Source organism: Pirellulales bacterium (assembly GCA_019694435.1).
GTDB lineage: Bacteria > Planctomycetota > Planctomycetia > Pirellulales > JAEUIK01 > JAIBBZ01.
Genome location: JAIBBZ010000003.1, coordinates 305,023 through 322,746 on the forward strand (window position 1 = coordinate 305,023; position 17,724 = coordinate 322,746).

At 65.6% G+C, this 17,724-nt stretch carries 15 protein-coding genes; 9 read left to right on the forward strand and 6 right to left on the reverse strand.

Going from position 1 to position 17,724, the window contains the following annotated elements; genetic code table 11:
* Window positions 1-51: 51 nt before the first annotated feature.
* The 8 genes from atpH to K1X74_05025 all read left to right on the forward strand — a co-directional run bounded on the left by atpH (window position 52) and on the right by K1X74_05025 (window position 9,022).
* Window positions 52-687, forward strand: coding sequence for an ATP synthase F1 subunit delta (gene atpH / locus K1X74_04990; protein MBX7165684.1), 636 nt, complete (start codon window positions 52-54; stop codon window positions 685-687).
* Window positions 638-2,173 (forward strand): F0F1 ATP synthase subunit alpha, encoded by a 1,536-nt coding sequence (atpA, locus tag K1X74_04995; GenBank protein ID MBX7165685.1) that lies wholly within the window; start codon window positions 638-640, stop codon window positions 2,171-2,173. The genes atpH and atpA overlap by 50 nt, the downstream gene beginning before the upstream one ends.
* A 4-nt stretch (window positions 2,174-2,177) precedes the next feature.
* Window positions 2,178-3,062 (forward strand): ATP synthase F1 subunit gamma, encoded by an 885-nt coding sequence (gene atpG, locus K1X74_05000; protein MBX7165686.1) that lies wholly within the window; start codon window positions 2,178-2,180, stop codon window positions 3,060-3,062.
* Between the two features lie 98 nt (window positions 3,063-3,160).
* Complete coding sequence (atpD, locus tag K1X74_05005; protein ID MBX7165687.1) at window positions 3,161-4,615, forward strand: F0F1 ATP synthase subunit beta; 1,455 nt, start codon at window positions 3,161-3,163, stop codon at window positions 4,613-4,615.
* A gap of 78 nt (window positions 4,616-4,693) precedes the next feature.
* Entirely contained in the window at window positions 4,694-5,110 is a 417-nt protein-coding gene (gene atpC / locus K1X74_05010; GenBank protein ID MBX7165688.1) for an ATP synthase F1 subunit epsilon, read from the forward strand.
* A gap of 249 nt (window positions 5,111-5,359) precedes the next feature.
* The gene (locus tag K1X74_05015; GenBank protein MBX7165689.1) at window positions 5,360-5,989 is read left to right on the forward strand and encodes an FHA domain-containing protein; all 630 of its coding nucleotides are present in this window, start codon (window positions 5,360-5,362) and stop codon (window positions 5,987-5,989) included.
* Between the two features lie 87 nt (window positions 5,990-6,076).
* Window positions 6,077-6,448 (forward strand): hypothetical protein, encoded by a 372-nt coding sequence (locus K1X74_05020; GenBank protein ID MBX7165690.1) that lies wholly within the window; start codon window positions 6,077-6,079, stop codon window positions 6,446-6,448.
* A gap of 72 nt (window positions 6,449-6,520) precedes the next feature.
* The gene (locus K1X74_05025) at window positions 6,521-9,022 is read left to right on the forward strand and encodes a YfhO family protein (GenBank protein MBX7165691.1); all 2,502 of its coding nucleotides are present in this window, start codon (window positions 6,521-6,523) and stop codon (window positions 9,020-9,022) included.
* Here K1X74_05025 and K1X74_05030 read toward each other — a convergent pair.
* A complete protein-coding gene (locus K1X74_05030; protein ID MBX7165692.1) occupies window positions 8,991-10,751 on the reverse strand; it encodes an ABC transporter permease subunit in 1,761 nt (586 codons plus the stop codon). The two genes, K1X74_05025 and K1X74_05030, sit on opposite strands and share 32 nt — an antisense overlap.
* Before the next feature lie 202 nt (window positions 10,752-10,953).
* On the opposite strand from K1X74_05030, the gene K1X74_05035 reads away from it, so the two are divergent.
* Entirely contained in the window at window positions 10,954-11,793 is an 840-nt protein-coding gene (locus K1X74_05035) for an FkbM family methyltransferase (GenBank protein MBX7165693.1), read from the forward strand.
* A 47-nt stretch (window positions 11,794-11,840) separates the two neighbouring features.
* Here the strand turns inward: K1X74_05035 and K1X74_05040 are convergent, their stop codons facing one another.
* From K1X74_05040 to hisH, 5 genes are all read right to left on the reverse strand, one after another.
* Window positions 11,841-12,803, reverse strand: a complete 963-nt coding sequence (locus tag K1X74_05040; protein ID MBX7165694.1) for a serine acetyltransferase — start codon at window positions 12,801-12,803, stop codon at window positions 11,841-11,843.
* A 501-nt stretch (window positions 12,804-13,304) separates the two neighbouring features.
* Window positions 13,305-15,407 carry an elongation factor G gene (locus K1X74_05045; protein ID MBX7165695.1) on the reverse strand — a complete coding sequence of 701 codons (2,103 nt, stop codon included), beginning with the start codon at window positions 15,405-15,407 and terminating at the stop codon, window positions 13,305-13,307.
* 160 nt (window positions 15,408-15,567) lie between these two features.
* Window positions 15,568-16,293, reverse strand: a complete 726-nt coding sequence (gene hisA, locus K1X74_05050; GenBank protein MBX7165696.1) for a 1-(5-phosphoribosyl)-5-[(5-phosphoribosylamino)methylideneamino]imidazole-4-carboxamide isomerase — start codon at window positions 16,291-16,293, stop codon at window positions 15,568-15,570.
* Between the two features lie 219 nt (window positions 16,294-16,512).
* Window positions 16,513-16,902 (reverse strand): DoxX family protein, encoded by a 390-nt coding sequence (locus tag K1X74_05055; protein MBX7165697.1) that lies wholly within the window; start codon window positions 16,900-16,902, stop codon window positions 16,513-16,515.
* Between the two features lie 127 nt (window positions 16,903-17,029).
* Window positions 17,030-17,635 carry an imidazole glycerol phosphate synthase subunit HisH gene (hisH, locus tag K1X74_05060; GenBank protein MBX7165698.1) on the reverse strand — a complete coding sequence of 202 codons (606 nt, stop codon included), beginning with the start codon at window positions 17,633-17,635 and terminating at the stop codon, window positions 17,030-17,032.
* Window positions 17,636-17,724: the final 89 nt, after the last annotated feature.

The window sequence follows — 17,724 nt, forward strand, 5'->3', positions numbered from 1 at the left end:
GATCGTATAAGCCCTGTCCGAACGTCATCCAGCCACGGCGACGACCGTCCCATGAGCAACGCCGCAAACCACGCCGCCAACGAGATCGACCCGCGCAGCAAGCAGGTAGGGTTGGTCTACGCGCGCGGCCTGCTGAACGCGGCCCAAGCCGCCGGGCAGCTCGACGCGATCGTCGTGGAGTTTGCATCGTTCGTGCAGGAAGTGCTCGACCGGCAACCGCGCTTCGAGCATTTGCTGGGCTCGGCGCTGGTCAGCCCCGAAAACAAGGTGGCCGTGCTCGATCGGGTATTGACCGGTCGTGCTTCGGACATCTTCGGCAAATTCTTGAAGGTCGTGGCCCGTCACGGCCGGCTGAGCGAGTTGCGGGCCATGCTCGTGGCCGCCCGCGAAGTCCGCAACGAAATGCGCGGCGTGGTTCCCGTCGAGGTGCGGACCGCGGCACCGCTGGCCGATGGGTTGTTGGCCCGTGCGGCCGCCGCGATGTCGAACCTTGTCAAAGGCCAGGCAGAAATTCACCACCAGGTTGACCCTGAGCTGATCGGCGGGCTCGTGGTGCGGGTCGGCGACACCGTCTACGACGGTTCGCTGGCCGCGCAGCTCGAACGTGTTCGCCGACAGATGATCAACAGGAGCGTCCATGAGATTCAGAGCCGACGAGATCGCTTCCGTCATCCAGAAGGAAATTGAGCAGTTCGACGCGCAGATCGACGTCCGCGACGTCGGCCGTGTGCTCGAAGCTGGCGACGGCATTGCCCGCGTGTACGGCCTGTCCGGCGTGATGTCGGGCGAAATGGTCGACTTCACTGAAAGCGGCGTGCAGGGCCTGGCCTTCAACCTCGAAGAGAACTCGGTGGGGATCATCATCCTCGGCGACTTCCTCAAGGTGCGCGAGGGCGAAGAAGTCCGCAGCACCGGCCGACTGCTGAGCGTGCCGGTGGGCGAGGCCATGATCGGCCGCGTGGTCGACGGGCTGGGGAACCCGCTCGACGGCCGTGGCCCGATCGTCACCAGCGAACGCCGTCCGGTCGAATCGATGGCGCCGGGCGTGGCCGGCCGTCAGCCGGTGCGTGAACCGCTGCAAACCGGCATCAAGGCCATCGACGCCATGACGCCGATCGGCCGCGGGCAGCGCGAATTGATCATCGGCGACCGCAAGACCGGCAAGACCGCGATCGGCATCGACGCGATCATCAACCAGAAGCACTCCGGCGTGAAGTGCTTCTACGTGGCCGTCGGCCAGAAGGAAAGCACCGTCGCCGGCATCATCGAGGCCCTCCGCCAGCACGGCGCGATGGACTACACCACCGTGATCGTCGCCGGCGCCAGCGACCCGGCCCCGATGCAGTACATCGCCCCCTACTCGGGCACGGCGATGGCCGAGTTCTTCACCTACCGCGGCGAGCATGCCCTGATCGTCTATGACGACTTGTCGAAGCAGGCCGCGGCCTATCGCGAATTGTCGCTGCTGATGCGGCGGCCCCCGGGTCGCGAAGCCTTCCCGGGCGACGTGTTCTACTGCCACAGCCGGCTGCTCGAGCGTTCGGCCAAATTGAGCCAAGAGCTGGGCGGTGGCTCGCTGACCTCGCTGCCGATCGTGGAAACGCTCGAAGGCGAAGTGTCGGCCTACATTCCCACGAACGTGATCTCGATCACCGACGGCCAAATCTACCTGCAGCCCGACTTGTTCTTCCGCGGCCAGCGGCCGGCGATGAACGTCGGGATCTCGGTGTCGCGCGTCGGTGGTGCGGCTCAGATTCCGGCGATGAAAAAGGTGGCTGGCGGTTTGCGGCTCGACCTGGCCGCGTTCCGCGAACTTGAAGCGTTCGCCCAGCTCGGTACCGAGCTCGACGCCGCCACGCAGTCGCGGCTCGATCGCGGTTACCGCATGGTCGAACTGCTCAAGCAGGGCCAGTACCAGCCGATGGACGTGATCGACGAGGTGATGAGCATCTACGCCGGCACCCGCGGTTACCTCGACAAGGTGCCGATCAAACAGGTCCGCAACTGGGAGACCGAGTTCCTGGCGTTCATGCGGGAGCAGAAGCCCGAGGTGCGGCAGGTCATCGCCGACTCCCAGCAATTGTCCGACGATTCGGCGGCCAAGCTGGAGCAGGCGATCGCCGAGTTCAAGAAACAGTACGAAGCCCGCCAGGGCGCAGCGAAAAAGGCATAGCCCGATGGCCAAGGCCCGCGCGCTCGACAAACGCCGCAAGAGCATCAAGAACATCCGCAAGATCACGCGGACGATGGAATTGATCGCGACTGCGCGCTTCAAGAAGGCGATGGACCGCGCCCACGCGGCCACCGCCTACACGCGGCGGATGACGGCGCTCGTGGCCGACCTGGCGCGCAGCGGCCTGGACATCACCCACCCGCTGCTCGTGGCCCGCGCCGAAACGCGCCGCGCCGCGTTGCTGGTCATTACCAGCAACCGCGGCTTGTGCGCCGGCTACAACTCGAACGTCTTGCGGCTGGCCAACGAGCGCTACGCGAGGCTCCGCGAACAAGGCATCGACACGGCCCTCGAGGTGTCGGGCAAGCGCGGGATCTCGGCCTTTAAGTTCCGCGGCATTCCGACCGCGGTCAGCTACACGCAGTTCGAAGACAAGCCGACCTACGACGAAATCGAGGTGCTGGCCAAGCGCTACCTCGAGCAATACGTCACGGGCCAGCTCGATCGGCTGGACGTGGTGTACACGCGATTTGAAAACGTGGCGAAGCAGGCGGCCGTGGTCGAGACACTGCTGCCCTTGGCCGCGCTCGACACCGGCGCGGCCGCCAAGGCCAGTTCCGGCACCGCGCGGCAGTACGAATTCCTGCCCTCGGCCGCGAGCATCCTCGAAGAGGTCGTGCCGACCAGCTTCAAGGTCAAGCTGTTCAAGTGCTTCCTCGACGCGGCCGTGAGCGAACAGATTGCCCGGATGGTGGCGATGAAATCGGCCACCGAGAACGCCGACAAGATGATCAAGTCGTTGTCGATGACCTACAACCGTGCCCGGCAGTCGCAGATCACCAGCGATCTGCTCGACGTGCTCGGCGGCGTCGAGGCCCTCAAAGGATAACCCCCTCCACGAGCCACGCTGCCGCGGCAGTCGAGCACGCCCTGCCCTTGCCGTAACTTTATCCCGAAACAATCCCCAGAAGTTCCGCGAAACGAACCATGGCCACCGCGACTCAAACCAACGTCGGACGCATTACCCAGGTGATCGGCTCGACCTTCGACGCCGAATTCGGCGAGCAGCGCCTGCCGGCGATCTACAACGCCGTGCAAATCGAGAGCGACCACAAGGGCGTCAAGATGAAGCTGACCGGCGAAGTGCAGCAGCACTTGGGCGGCGGCCGCGTGCGTTGCGTCGCGCTGGGCAACACCGACGGTTTGATGCGCGGCCAGGAGTGCGTCGATACGGGCGCGCCGGTCAGCGTGCCGGTGGGCAAGGGCTGCCTGGGCCGGGTGTTCAATCTGCTGGGCGAACCGATCGACGAGCGCGGCCCGGTCGTGGCCGATGACCGCTGGCCGATTCACCGCGAAGCCCCCTCGGTGGCCGACCTCTCGACCAAGACCGAAGTCTTCGAGACGGGCATCAAGGTGATCGACCTGCTGACGCCGTTCGTCCGCGGCGGCAAGGCCGGCCTGTTCGGCGGTGCCGGGCTGGGCAAGACGGTCATTCTCACCGAGCTGATCGCCCGCATCGCCAGCTCGTACGGCGGCTTTTCGGTGTTCGCCGGCGTCGGCGAACGGACCCGCGAAGGAACCGACCTGTGGCTCGAAATGCAAGAGGCCAAGATCGGCGACACGGGCCGCAGCGTCATCGAACAGACGTGCATGGTTTTCGGCCAAATGAACGAGCCGCCGGGAGCCCGGTTGCGCGTGGCCCTCTCGGCGTTGACCATGGCCGAATACTTCCGCGACACGACCGGCACCGACGTACTGCTGTTCGTCGATAACATTTTCCGCTTCTCGCAGGCCGGGAGCGAGGTGTCGGCGTTGCTGGGCCGGATGCCCTCGGCGGTGGGTTACCAGCCGACCTTGGCCACCGAGATGGGCGCCTTGCAAGAACGCATCGCCTCGACCAACAAGGGCGCCGTCACCTCGGTGCAGGCCGTGTACGTGCCGGCAGACGATCCGACCGATCCCGCGCCGGCAGCCGCGTTCGGCCAGTTGGACGCCTTCATCTACCTGGAACGCTCAATCAGCGAAAAAGGCATCTACCCGGCGGTCGATCCGCTCGCCTCGAGCTCGCGAATTCTCGACCCGGCCTACGTCGGCGACCGGCACTATGCGTGTGCCCGCCGGGTGCAACAAACCTTGCAGCGATATCGCGAATTGCAGGACATCATCGCCATCCTTGGCGTCGACGAATTGAGCGAAGAGGACAAGCTGGTCGTGCACCGCGCCCGCCGCATGGAGCGCTTCCTTTCGCAGCCGTTCCTGGTGGCCGAAGTGTTCACCGGCAAGCCCGGCGAAATCACCCCGCTGTCGGAAACCATCCGCAGCTTCGAGGAAATCGCCGACGGCAAGTGGGATCACCTGCCCGAAAGCGCCTTCATGTACGTCGGTGTCATCGAACAGGCCGAAGAGCAGGCCAAGAAGATGGCGGCCCAGGCCAAGAAATAACGCCCAGCACCCGATCGCCTCGCCCCCAACCGCTGCCCCGGAGTAGCCTGGCTGCGCCCCGCCAGCCGCGAACAGACCATGGCCGAACTCAAATGCATCGTCGTCACGCCTGAAACGACCGTCGTCGAAACGACGGTCGCCAGCGTCGTCTTGCCGCTTTACGACGGCGAAATCGGCATCCTGGCCGGGCACGCTCCACTGATCGGCCGGCTCGGTTACGGCGAGCTGCGGCTCTCCGCACCCGGCGCCGCGACGACGCGGCTGTTCATCGACGGCGGATTCGTCCAGGTGGCAGACAACACGGTCTCGGTCCTCACCAACCGGGCCATCCCCGTGCAGCAGCTCGACTTGAAGGAAGCCTCGGACAAGTTTGCCGAGATCGTCGCGACAAAGGCCGGCAGCCCGGAATTGCAGGCCATTCGCGATGAGCAGTTGCTGCGTGCCCGCACCCAACTGCGGTTGGCACGCTCGCGTCAAGGCAGCAGCGGGCACTAGAAGGGCTCCGCCGGTCGCGCGCGGTTCGCTACGAAGCGAGCGCGGTTCGGCCGTTTCGCCGTCGGCGCTACGGATCAGCTTCTCTAGCTGTGCCCTTCGCACCGCAAGGCTGCGCGAAATCGCCACCGCGCGCTTAGTCCCGCTCACTTTCGAGCGTCGCCTGCGCCGAATCAGATAGCAAGGGGGGCGTACGTTGCCCCGGCAATCATCGCCGCACAGCGAAGGACCGCTCGCCGGCCGAGGTCGCGGATGACCCGCAGTACGAAATCCCAAAACCTGCAAGGTCTGCCCGACCGGCAAAACCCGACCGGCACCGCGCGCGTCGAGTTAATCATCATTCGCGGCCGCACCCGGCAGCGAATTCGCCCGGTCGAAGGCCCCGTGTTCTTGATCGGCACAGCACCGGACTGCGACCTGGTGCTGGTCGATGACCGCTTTGCTCCCGTGCAGGGCTACTTGTTTCGCCACGGCGAGACGGTGCAAATCCGCTGGCTGTCGAGCGATCCCGAATTGACGCTCAACGGCCAGCCGCGCGAAAACGCCACGCTCGCCGATCAGGACCGAATCCGCACCGGGACCTACGAGTTCTTGATTCGCATCCTGCCGAGAGCGGCAGGCGACGAGCAGCCCGAGCCACGCATCCCGGCCCCGCACTGCCTCAAACCGCGCGCCGCGGCGAGTTCTTCGGTGGCCGCAGTGAGCAACGAACTGCCGCCAACGGCACTCAACGTGCCGCCCGATCCTTCGCCCGGTCTGAACCGGGCGACGTGGGTCGCCGAGGGACGCTTGCGTCTGTTCGACGGTGCGGGGCGAGCGGGCGAAGCCGTACATATCGACCACCCGCGCCTGCACTCTGAAGATCGTCACCACGGAAGGTAACCCACGCCCCCCCACGAGTTGCACCCCACGCCTGGGCATTGAATTTCCGCACGGGCCGCACGGAAGGCCCAGAAGGCAACTGCCGTCATGTCGCACTCGAGTCCCACGGATACCGCCTTGGTCGACCTCGACGCCCTGTGGTCCGAGCGTGGTCTGGTGCAGCCCCGCTCGCTGGATGACGCCGCTTGCGACGTCATCGCCCTCGCCCTGGCCGGGTACGAATCGGTCTGGACGGTGGAGACCGTCGCGGCCGTCTCGGACCATTCGCCGGTGCATTGCCTGGCAGGCCGCTGGCGGCCGCGGCGAGCCTTGGCTCAATGGTTCGCCGCCATGGTGTGCCCGGGAGACTTCCCGGCTGAGCAACACCAGGCCGACCTCGTCCGGCTGCTGGCCCACCTCGATGCGCAGTTTCAGCTTCTGAACGGACAAGGCAACGCCTTGGACGAGAGGCTAGCATAGGCCTCGCGATCTACCCGGCTCACCACGTCGCGCGAGCGATGCCCGCGGGACGAACGTGCGAGTCTTGCGCCTATGCCGCCCTCTCGATTGCGCCCCAGCGGCGAACTGCTGTGCGCCCTGACCCTGGTTGGGCTGTCCGTGCTCTGGCTGTTGGGCCAGCAGCTCTGCGGCGCTCAAGTGCCCACGTTTCGCGACGTGGCCCATTTCTACACACCGGTGTTCGCGCTGTGCCGCGATGAATGGGCAGCCGGGCGCGTGCCGCTGTGGAACCCGTACGAGAATCTGGGCCAGCCCCTGGCCGCCGACGGCACCTCGAGCGTGTTCTATCCGCTCAAGCTGCTGTGGGTCCTGCCGATCAATAACGACGTCGCACTGGCCTGGTACTTGGCCGCTCATTTGTTGCTCGCCTGCGCGACCATGTTCGCGGCGGCTCGGGCCTGGGGGGCTCGGCGCACCGGCGCGGCGCTGGCCGGGGTGGCCTATGCACTCTGCGGACAGGTCTTGTTCCAGGTCACGAACGTCGTCTTCCTGGTCGGCTCGGCATGGTTGCCCGCGGCGCTGCTCTATGGCATTCGCGCCGCACGAGACGCGCGCCCGGGCGACCCGGTCAAAGCCGGCCTGGTCTGGGCTCTGCTCGTGCTGGGAGGTGAACCGCAAAGCGCCTACCACGCGGGCCTGGCGTGGCTCTTGGCGTGCGGTTGGGGAGGGCGCCGCTCGGTCACTCGTTACCGCGGGCTGTTGCGCGTCGGTGGCGCCATAGGGCTCGGTGTCGCGCTGGCGGCGATTCAGATCGTGCCGACCGCCGAGTTGTATCGACTCAGTACGCGTGCGGCGCTCGACGGCGTCCACGAGCGTCTCGTCGAACTGTTTGCCATTCCACCGGCCCGCTACCTGGAACTCCTTTGGCCCAATCTTGGTGGCACGCTCTATCCCATGAATGCCCGCTGGTGGAATGCGCTGCCCGGCGGCAGCCGGCAATGGACCTACTCGCTCTATTTGGGCACGATCCCCCTTGCGGCGGCCGCATCAACCTTGGCGAGTGCCCGGCGTCGTCCGGCGGTGGTGGTCTTGGCGCTGGTCGCCGTGGCCACCGCCGCGTTGGCTTGCGGCAGCGCCGGTGGCTACGGGATCCTGCAGCACGGCCTGCCTGGCTATGGCGGGTTCCGCTACCCGGGCAAGCTGTTCCTGGTCAGCAGCGTGGCGCTGGCCGCGCTGGCCGCGCTGGGGGCCGACGCCTGGCGCAGAGCGCCTCGTCGAGCGTGGATCTCTTTGGCGCTGCTGACAAGCGTCTCGCTCGTCGCCTTGGGGCTATGCATTCCGCTGTGGGCCCGGCTGCTCGTCACGTTCGACGCGCCGCCGGACCTGCTGTTTGGTCCGTTGAATCCGGGCGCGGCGCTGGCCGACCTGCGTTGGGGATTTGTCCAGACGGCGATCGTCGCCGCGCTGGGCGCGGCAATCTGGACTTGGGCCCAGCGCCGGCCGGATGGCCACGGCTGGCGAAAAGCAGCGCGCAGCGTGCGCTGGGCGTTTCGCGCCCTCGTTGCAGCGACTGCGCTTGAGCTGACCGTGGCGCATGGCTGGATGCTGACCGCGACCCCGGCAGCGGACCGACCTCGAGAAACGATCGTCGACCAGCTTCGGACGCTGCGCCCCGGCCCGGAGTGCCTCCGCGTCTACCGCGCCCCGTTGTGGCTTCCCGATGCCTGGCAGCGCAGCAGTTCGGCCCAGCGCGTCGTCGAGGCCTGGCGCTGGGATCAACAGACCACGTTTCCGCGCTATCCGCTCACCGATCGCGTCGGCATATTGCGCGTGCCCGGCTCGTTCCAGCTGGCGGACTACCGGCAGTTTTGGGCCGAGTTCATCGAACCAACGCTGGGCGCCCTCCACCAAGGTGGCAAGACTCCCGGCGCCGGCCTCGATCTGCTCGCCGCCGATGCGTACATCTTGCCGAGCAACGCACGAACGCCCACAGCGTCGCGCGACCCTGGGCTCGATCGAGTGCGAGCATCGCTCGAGCCCCGAGGCGTGCACACGGCGGACACGGCCGTGTGGTTGTCGCCCGATCGGCCGCCGCGTGCCTGGGTCACGCATCGCTGGCAATCGCTCGAGGAGTTCCGGTTGCACTTCCCGCCGAGCCTGCGCCCTTTCGCGAATCTGCGCGAACGGCCGATCGTCGAACTGTCGCACGAGGAATTGGCCGAAGGACCCGACACAGATGTCGCAGCCGGCGAGCGCTGCGAAATCACCCGCCATGAACCCGAACGTGTCGTCTGCGAGGTTCGGCTGGCCGCGCCGGGTCTGCTGGTCCTGGCCGATCAATTCTACCCGGGCTGGCAGGCGCGCGTTCGCACCGCGCCCGCTGCGCAGTTCACCGCCGCGCCGATCGCGCGCGCCAACCAGGTGATGCGCGGAGTGTTCCTGCCGGCGGGCCAACACCAGGTCGAGTTCATCTATCGACCTACCAGCTGTTACCTGGGCGCCGGCGTCACCGCAGCAACTCTGATCGCACTCGGCGGCTGGCTGGCCGCGCGAGCGCTGTACTTCACGGCGACCGCGACTCGGCAATCGGCGTGACCGGTCGAGGCAGATCGGAGGCCGAATCGCTACGACCGACGAGGTGATCGAAACGTGTACACGCGAGGCTGTAGAACACCCACGCACCGAAGGCATATCCGCATACGCCCACACCCCAGGCGGTCACGTAAATGTCCCACTCAGAGGCACCCAGAACAACACCCTCCGGAGTGAGAAAATTCCAGGGGGACGACAGCAGGAAGGGAACACAGGCTGCCAAGACCATCATGCTTTCTTGGCCTGGACCGTTGGCCAAGACAATGGGCAGGGAGCAAAACAAGTAGCCCCCGCCTAAAAACATCCCGATCCCCACCGCGGCTGCTTGGGCCCGGACGGACGACGCGCTCCGGAGCGAGCACCAGATGCCAAACATGCAGAAGAAGGCCGCCAGCACCGCCAAGGTGAGCGCGACGACAATCAGAATCAGCGCCGCGCGTCCCACGACCAACGGCAGCGGCAGCCAGGCGATTGCCAGGACGACGAGAATTACGCGAGCAGAATAGAGCGTGCCCAGGAATTTGGCCCGCACGATCTCGCGCGCCTCGAGCGGCGTGCTGATCAACATGAGCCAGGTGTCCTGCTCACGTTCGATTGTCACGCAGGATGCGGCGCGGGCAGTGACAATCACCAGGCCGATCGTCGAGATCAGCACGCTAGTCCAGACGGAGAAGTACCAGTAGGTAAAGCGCGACCCCATGCCATAACTGTCGAGATGCAACAACCACTGCCAGGCGACAACCACGGCCCAGGCGATTACGGCCAGAACGGTCAGCCAGCGCCGCGTGCGACGAAATCGCGTTGGGCGCCCTTCGACGTAGATTTCCTTCCACAACATCGCATGTCGACCCGGCCGACGGCGCAAGGCTTTTTTCGCACGCGCGGCTGGCAGGGCCCGCGCACGAGCCTGCAGATGTGCGGGGCGCAGCCGCCAAATGGCCAACAGCACACACCCCACGGTCCACACCGCGTGGTAGAGGACCATCAAGCCCAGGGTCACCCAACCCTGATCGGTGCCTGACCAGGCCCCGGCCCAGAGCACCTGCGCGAGGACGTAAAACGGATTGAAACCGGTCAGCACAGTTTCCACAGCCAGGTCGTACGGGGTGACGATTTGCAGCGATTCGTACATACCCCACGCAAACGGAATCACGGCCAGCAGCGCAAACAACATGCCATAGGTGCTCGTCACCGCATCGCGCGCCTTGCCATAGAACACCGACACGCAGATCGACAACGCGGTGACCCACAACAGCGTGCTGGCGGTGAGGCAGAAACATTGCAGCAGCAATTTGGGCGAGATCCCTCCCAACGTCATCACGATGGCCAGGATGGGCAGCCCCGCGGCCAACAGCAGCGTGATCGGTACCAGCCGCGCCAGGAGTTTGCCGAGCACGATCTCCGTGTCGCGCAAATGGGTGACGAACAAGTATTCGATCGTCCGCCGGGAGCGTTCCTCGGCGATGGTTCCGGCGACGACCGCCGGGGCGACTGCCAGCACTGCCAGCAGTTGCACGACGACAAACGTATTGAAGAACTGATTGGCAATCTGGGCCATGACCCGCCAATCGGTGCCGCCGCCGGCGGACCACCGCACCCAGGACGTGCTTTCGACCGTCACCCACAAGGTGACGGCCAGCACGAGCAAATACAGCACGCGCACGACGAAATAGCGTGATCGCCGTAGCGTCGTCGTCAGCTCAACGGGAAAAACGGGTCCCAGCACGGACATGCCCCCTCGACGGGTTACACGGCGCCGCGTTCGACCGCGGGCCTCGAACCCTTGCCAGCTTACCGCGTGCTCCGGCCAACGGCACGCGTCAGGTTCCGCGCAGCCTCGTCTTGACCCCTGCGCGGCGGGCATGTTACACCCTGCCCCGGCCAGTTCCGCATCGTCTCAACCGCAAGGCCTGCGCGCCCGGAGTCTGCCCGCGATGACCATGATCTCGTATGCCCAGATCGGTGAAGACGTGTTGCTTCGCCGCGTGTTTCCGCCGCACTATTGCGGGTTCTATATCGACGTCGGCGCCAATCACCCGGTGAACTGCTCGGTCACGAAGCACTTCTACGACAGTGGCTGGAGCGGCATCAACATCGAGCCCGGCACGATCTACAACGAGATTCCGCCGCTCCGGCCGCGGGACCTGAACCTGCAGGTCGCCATCTCGAATGAAGAATCAACGCTCACGTTCTATGAATTTCCGAACGCCACGGCGCTGTCGACGCTCAGCAAGGAGGTCGCCGAGCGCCGCAGCGGGCTCGGCCAGCCGTACTTCGAGCGCCAGGTGCCGGTGCTGACGTTGCGCACGCTCTGCGAACGTTACGTCGGCGCCCGGCTGATCGACTTCATGTCGATCGACGTGGAAGGCCGCGAGCTGCAAGTCATCGAAGGCGCCGACTGGACGCGGTTCCGTCCGCGCATCCTGCTCGTCGAGGCCAACGGCGTCGAATCGTGGGAACCGATTCTGCTGAGCCACCGTTACCACCGTGCCAACTTCGACGGGATCAACGTCTGGTACGTGCGCGACGAAGATCGTCAATGGCTCGACCCGCTTCGCGTTCCCGTGACCGCCGGTGACGACTACATCGCCGCACCGCACGTGCGCGGCATGGTCGACTACCTGCAGCACCTCGTCGAAACAGGGCACACGGCCGAGATCGCTCCCACGTCGCTGCGGATCGGCCTGCGCGTCGCCGGGGGACTGCAATCGATGGCCCGGCGCTTTCCACGGCTGGCGCATTCGGCCGTGAGCATTGCCCGCCGCGCCGCCTGACGCGCCAACGGATGTAACTGCCGCGCAGCCGGGCGCCGCCGCCCAGCTCAGATCTGGTAGTTCATGTCTTCCGGCAACAGATCGTCGCTCGCTTCGCCGCGGATGCGCAGCTTCGGCTTTTCGAGCACAACGGTGGTGCGCGGCGCGACGCTCCGCGTCAGCCACACGCTCGAGCCGATTACCGAGTCGTGTCCCACGACCGTCTGGCCGCCCAACACCGTGGCATTCGCATAGATCACCACGCGGTCTTCGAGCGTGGGATGCCGCTTGTGGCCGCGGATGATCTGCCCATCGCCGTCGGTCGGAAAACTCAGCGCGCCGAGCGTGACGCCCTGGTACAGCTTGACGTGATGACCGATCTCGCACGTCTCGCCGATCACCACGCCCGTGCCGTGATCGATAAAGAAATGATGCCCGATCTGCGCGCCCGGGTGAATGTCGATGCCGGTCTTTGAGTGCGCCCACTCGGTCATCATCCGCGGGATCAGCGGCACGCCCCCTTCGCGCAGCAAATGTGCCAGGCGATAGATCGTCACCGCCTCGAGGCCGGGATAGCAGAAAATGATCTCGTCGACGTTGGTGACTGCCGGATCGCCGTCGTAGGCGGCCTGCACGTCGTACCGGAGAATCTGGCGCAATTCGGGAAGCTGCTCGAGGAACGCAATGGCCGACGCCTGACCGAGGGCCTCGTAGTCGGCGTCCGGATCGAGCGTTCCCCGCGCATCAGCATCGTGCAGCAGGGCCCGGGCAATTTGCGTGGTCAGCTTATCGTGCAACCCGTCGATCAGGTCGCCGACGTGATAGAGCACGTTGCCCAGGTGCAGGTTCTCGCGGCGACGGTAGCCGGGGTAGAGGATCTCCTTGAGATCCTCGATGACTTCGACCACCACCTTATAGCTCGGCAGCGCGCAATGACCCAGGTGCTGGATCGACCCGGGGTCGGTATAAGTCTTGACGATCCGGTCGGTGATCGCAGGCAGCGACTCTTTACGGCGAAAATCGGTGGCCATCGGCAAAGGCTCCTCGGCGCTCATCCAGGCGGCGGATGTCCGCCCTGCGAAACCGCGTGCTCCAGGGGAGCACGCAGGCAACGGGCAACAACACGAACAGCGGGCGCAAGCTTGGGAAAGAAGGTTGTCCGGTCAGGCCGGACAACCACGCCGGCGGCAACAGCCGCCACGCCGGAAAAAACAGCCGATCGAGAACGCGGGTTTCATGCGCAGCGGCTTTCAAGCCGTGATTTGCGGACGCCGGGCAGGGTCCGATGCCAGCAGCCCGTTCGCGCGGCCTGCTAGCGTCGCCTCGCTGCGGTCATCCTAGGAGTCGAACCAGGCAGAATCAAGCCGCCCGCGACCCCCACGACCGCTGCGGCTCTTTTCTAGTCTTCGACGCCCCAGGTGCGCAGATTGAGCCTGCTGCGCACGAAACATCGCGCCCCCGGCCGCTGCGAGGGGACTAGCAACGCGATGCCAGCGGAAAGTCGGCCCTGAGCGTCGTGCCCGGGAAGCCGTTTACTCCTCTTCTTCCTCCTCCTTGATCCCGGCCTTGTCGATGATGTCCTTTTGCACGTTGCCCGGCACGGCGTCGTAGTGGCTGAACTCCATCGCGAAGCTGCCGCGGCCGCCGGTGATGCTCGATAGGCTGCGGGCATAGGTCGTCACTTCCGACAGCGGCACCTCGGCCGTGACGGTTTGCAAATCGCCGCCCGCCGCGTTCATTCCCAGCACTCGGCCGCGCCGGCCCGACATATCGCTGTTGATGTCGCCCAGTTTGTCGGCCGGTACGGTGACGTGCAGCTTGACGATCGGCTCGAGCAGCACGGGCCGTGACTGTTGAAACACGTTGCGGAAGGCCATCGACCCGGCCGTCTTGAACGCGGCTTCTGAGCTGTCGACCGGGTGATGCTTACCGAAGTAAACCTCGGCGCACACGTCCTGCACGAGAAAGCCGGCGATCACTCCGCGGGCCAAGCGTTCCTTGAACCCCTTCTCGACGGCAGGCAGGAAGTTGTTCGGAATCGAGCCGCCGACGATCGAGTCGACCCAGAGGAAATTGTGCTCGGCGTCGTAGTGTTGCTCGCGCATCGACGGGAAGCGATCCTTGGTGCAAAACTCTTCCGGCTTCGTACCCTTGGGGAAGGGAAACAAGCGGATGTGCACCTCGCCGAATTGCCCGCGGCCGCCCGACTGCTTTTTGTGCCGATAGCTGCCGTCGCCACTGGCGGTGATCGTCTCGCGATAGGGAACCTTCGGTTCCTTCGTGTCGACCTCGACCTTGTCGCGGCGCTTGAGCCGTTCGCGGATGATCTGCAGGTGCAATTCGCTCATGCCCGTCATGATCATCTCTTTGGTCTGCGGATCGCGCGTCACCCGGAAGGTGTTGTCCTCCTCGAGCAACTTGTGGAGCGCGCCGGACAGCTTGGCCTCGTCGCCGCGCGCCTTGGGCGCGACGGCCAAGCCGACCATCGGCGTCGGATATTGGGCCCGGGGCAGTTCGATATCGCCCAGGCTCACGCCGGTGTGCAGATCGTCCTGCTTGGCCACGGCCACGATGTCGCCCGGGCCCGCGTGATCGACGGGCTGGTTCTCGCCGCCTTGCGGCCGCAACAACTGCGAGATTTTCACCGCCTTGCGCACGCCGGAGACGTGCACGGTGTCGTCCTTCTTGAGCGTACCGGAGAAGACGCGAATGTAGCTCAGCTTCTGGACGAACGGATCGATCCGCGTCTTGAAGACCTGCGCCACGAGCGGGCCGTCCGGCGAGGCCTGCACTTCGACCTGCTGGCCCGCGACGTCGGTGCCGAAAATGTGCCGCTTGTCGGGCGGCAACGAGCATTGCAGCAGCGCGTCGAGAAACTCGTCGACGCCAAAGTCCAACTTGGCCGACAGGCAGACGATGGGAATCAAGTTGCCGCAGAGGGCCGACTCCTGCGCCAGCCGGGGAATGTCCTCGTCGCTGGGCTCCTCGCCGGCGAAATAGCGCTCGGTGGCGGCTTCGTCGACCTCGACGATGTCCTCGATCAGCGTCTCGTGCAATTGGTGCGGATCGATCACGGCCCCGGTAACGTCGTCCGGCGGATGCAAAGTGCTGGCCACGCCGCGAAACTCGTGACTCACGCCGATCGGTACGTTCCAGGGCACGCAGTGCGATCCGAACAGCTCCTGGATTTCGGCCAGCAGCTTCGGATAGTCGATGTTCTCCAGGTCCATCTTGGTGATGCAGATCATCCGCTCGAGGCCCGCCTTGCCGGCCTCTTCGAACACCCGCCGGGTGTTGACGCCGATACCGGTGTGGGCATTGATCATGATCACAGCCGTGTCGACGGCCTGCATCGCGCCGATCGTGGCGCCGATGAAGTCGGGGTAGCCCGGCGTGTCGATCACCTGAAAGAGCTTGCCGCCGTACTCGAAATGCGCGACGGACGCTTCGATCGAATACTTGTGGTGCTTCTCTTCATCGTCGAAATCGCAGACGCTGGTGCCGTCGTCGACGCTGGCCGAACGATTAATCGTCCCGGTCTTCTGCAGAATCTTGTCCAGCAACGTGGTCTTGCCCGATGCGCCATGGCCGCAAAAGACCAGGGCGCGGATATCCGAGATGCTGCGGTCTGCCATAGCGAGTCCTTCGTCTCCGGATGTGGCACATGAGATGAATGCGAGTGCTGCGCTCTCAAGCGAGCAATGCCCGTCGAATCGTCCCGGTGGAGAAATCCCTGCGGCGTCGTGCGTGTTGTCGGGGTGAGTACTCCGGGATTTGGTTCGTTGGTCGTTCGGTTCAGGCCGCGCTGGGCGCGGCCGCGGCCAGCGCGGCACCGAGCGTGATCGTGCCGGCATACAGCGCGCGGCCGATGATACAGCCCGCCACGCCGGCCTCGGCCAGCCGGCGCACATCGTCGGCCGTCGTCACGCCGCCCGAGGCGATGACCGGCGTCCGCACGGCAGCGGCCATTTCGGCCATCGCCGCCAGGTTCGGTCCAGCCAGCATGCCGTCGGTGGCAATGTCGGTGTAGACGATCGAAGCCAAAGGTTCGCCGTCGAATTGCCGCGCCAATTCGGCCGCCGAAGTGCCGCTGGTGCTCAGCCAGCCGTCGGTCGCCACTTGCCCATCGCGGGCATCGAGCCCGAGGACAAGCCGACCGGGAAAACGGCGGCACACGCCGCGAAACCAGTCGGGCTCCTTGAGCGCTTTGGTGCCGATCACCAGCCGCGCGAGCCCCAGCGCCAGCAATTGCTCGATCGTGGCCTCGTCGCGCACCCCGCCCCCCAGCTCGCACTCCAGCTGCACGCTCGCGACGATGGCCCGTACGGCGTCGAGGTTCGACGGCCTTCCCTCGCGTGCGCCGTCCAGATCGACCAGGTGCAGATGCCGCGCGCCTTGTTCGGCGAACGAGCGCGCCATCGCGGCGGGGTCATCGCCAAAGACCGTCTCGCGAGAAAAATCGCCCTGCTCGAGCCGCACGCAACGGCCTGCCCTCAAATCGATCGCCGGCCAAATCTGCATGTCCCCACTCGTCGGGCACGCGTCGGCGGCTCCGCATCGATCGGGGACGTCTCGAACACTCGGCAAGACGTACTCGTGGTCCCGGGTGCGGATCGGCCACGGACTGCTAGTCTGGCGAGTTTGCCACAGCGGCTAGCGCGAATCAAGCAAAAGGCGCACGGGCTTCCCACCTGCCGACAGGCCCTGCGCTTGGAGCCGGTTGTACGGCGTCGGCCGCCGTCAGGTCGCGGCGTCGCCGTCATACAGGCGGCGCAGCGGCAAGAGCGCCCACAGCCGGCGGTCGCGGAGATAGACGCCCAGCCACGCCACGACTCCCACGCCGATCTGCACGATGAACGGATCTCCAACGCGCCAGTGCGTGCAGATGGCCCCGCCCATGTAGCCGGCGATGAGGATCGCCCCCAGCACGGCCGTCTGCGGAATCAGGTAGACGACGGCGCAGGTGAGCTCGACGATCGCCAGCGGCTTGACCATCGACATCGGCAAGCCGAGGTGCTTCAAGCCCTCCTCCAGCCCGGCGCCCCCGGCGAATTTACCGGCCGCCGACATGATCAGCAGCGCACCGATCAACCACGAAAGCACCCGACCGGTCCAGATGAGCTTATTCATACCGCCGTTCCTTGCCAGCGAAGGTTGAACCCCGGGGCAAGGATAGTCGAATCTGCAGTCGCGTGCACGGCGATTGAAGCAACGACGAACGCGACGCTCGACAGAAGCGCGGAGACGTGGACAGGCACTACAGCGCTGCGAAGTTGGCCAGGATCTTGAGGCCGTCGGCCTGGCTCTTTTCCGGATGGAACTGCGTGGCGAACACGTTCTTCTGCCAGATCATCGAACAGAACGGGCGACCGTAGGTGGTCTCGGTCGCCACGATCGCGGGATCCTTGGGCACCACGTAGTAGGAATGCACGAAATAGACGTAAGTATCCGGCGGCAACCCCGCGAGCACCGGCGCCGGGCGGCGGATCTCCAACTGGTTCCACCCCATGTGCGGCACCTTGAATTCGTGCGGCAAGTCGAACCGCACGACCTCGCCGGCAAAGATGCCCAGCCCCTCGTGCCGGCCGTCTTCGAAGCCGGTTTCAAACAGCAACTGCAGGCCGAGGCAGATGCCGAGAAAGGGCCGGCCGTCGCCGACCAGCTTGCGCAGCGGCTCGACCAGCCCGCGACGATGCAGCTCGTCCATCGCGTCGGCAAAGGCCCCGACGCCCGGCAGCACGATCTTGTCGGCCCGCTCAAGGGCCGCCGCGTCGGCCACGATCTCGGCCTCGTGCCCGACCTTGGCGAAGCCCTTTTGCACGCTCCGCAGGTTGCCCATCCCGTAATCGACGATCGCAATCATCCGCAACGCTCGAACAAAGTCGGACCAAGGTGGGGGCCGGCAAGGGGCTGCAGGCCGGGGGGGTACCAGGCAGACCATCGGCAGCGTCT

Excerpts from the sequence above, each read along its gene's own strand:
- hisA (MBX7165696.1), bottom strand. The coding sequence starts at position 16,293 with ATGCAGATTTGGCCGGCGATCGATTTGAGGGCAGGCCGTTGCGTGCGG.
- K1X74_05040 (MBX7165694.1), bottom strand. The coding sequence starts at position 12,803 with ATGGCCACCGATTTTCGCCGTAAAGAGTCGCTGCCTGCGATCACCGAC.
- atpA (MBX7165685.1), top strand. The coding sequence starts at position 638 with ATGAGATTCAGAGCCGACGAGATCGCTTCCGTCATCCAGAAGGAAATT.
- atpD (MBX7165687.1), top strand. The coding sequence starts at position 3,161 with ATGGCCACCGCGACTCAAACCAACGTCGGACGCATTACCCAGGTGATC.
- atpG (MBX7165686.1), top strand. The coding sequence starts at position 2,178 with ATGGCCAAGGCCCGCGCGCTCGACAAACGCCGCAAGAGCATCAAGAAC.
- K1X74_05035 (MBX7165693.1), top strand. The coding sequence starts at position 10,954 with ATGACCATGATCTCGTATGCCCAGATCGGTGAAGACGTGTTGCTTCGC.
- K1X74_05055 (MBX7165697.1), bottom strand. The coding sequence starts at position 16,902 with ATGAATAAGCTCATCTGGACCGGTCGGGTGCTTTCGTGGTTGATCGGT.
- K1X74_05025 (MBX7165691.1), top strand. The coding sequence starts at position 6,521 with ATGCCGCCCTCTCGATTGCGCCCCAGCGGCGAACTGCTGTGCGCCCTG.
- K1X74_05015 (MBX7165689.1), top strand. The coding sequence starts at position 5,360 with ATGACCCGCAGTACGAAATCCCAAAACCTGCAAGGTCTGCCCGACCGG.
- atpH (MBX7165684.1), top strand. The coding sequence starts at position 52 with ATGAGCAACGCCGCAAACCACGCCGCCAACGAGATCGACCCGCGCAGC.
- K1X74_05030 (MBX7165692.1), bottom strand. The coding sequence starts at position 10,751 with ATGTCCGTGCTGGGACCCGTTTTTCCCGTTGAGCTGACGACGACGCTA.
- atpC (MBX7165688.1), top strand. The coding sequence starts at position 4,694 with ATGGCCGAACTCAAATGCATCGTCGTCACGCCTGAAACGACCGTCGTC.
- hisH (MBX7165698.1), bottom strand. The coding sequence starts at position 17,635 with ATGATTGCGATCGTCGATTACGGGATGGGCAACCTGCGGAGCGTGCAA.
- K1X74_05045 (MBX7165695.1), bottom strand. The coding sequence starts at position 15,407 with ATGGCAGACCGCAGCATCTCGGATATCCGCGCCCTGGTCTTTTGCGGC.
- K1X74_05020 (MBX7165690.1), top strand. The coding sequence starts at position 6,077 with ATGTCGCACTCGAGTCCCACGGATACCGCCTTGGTCGACCTCGACGCC.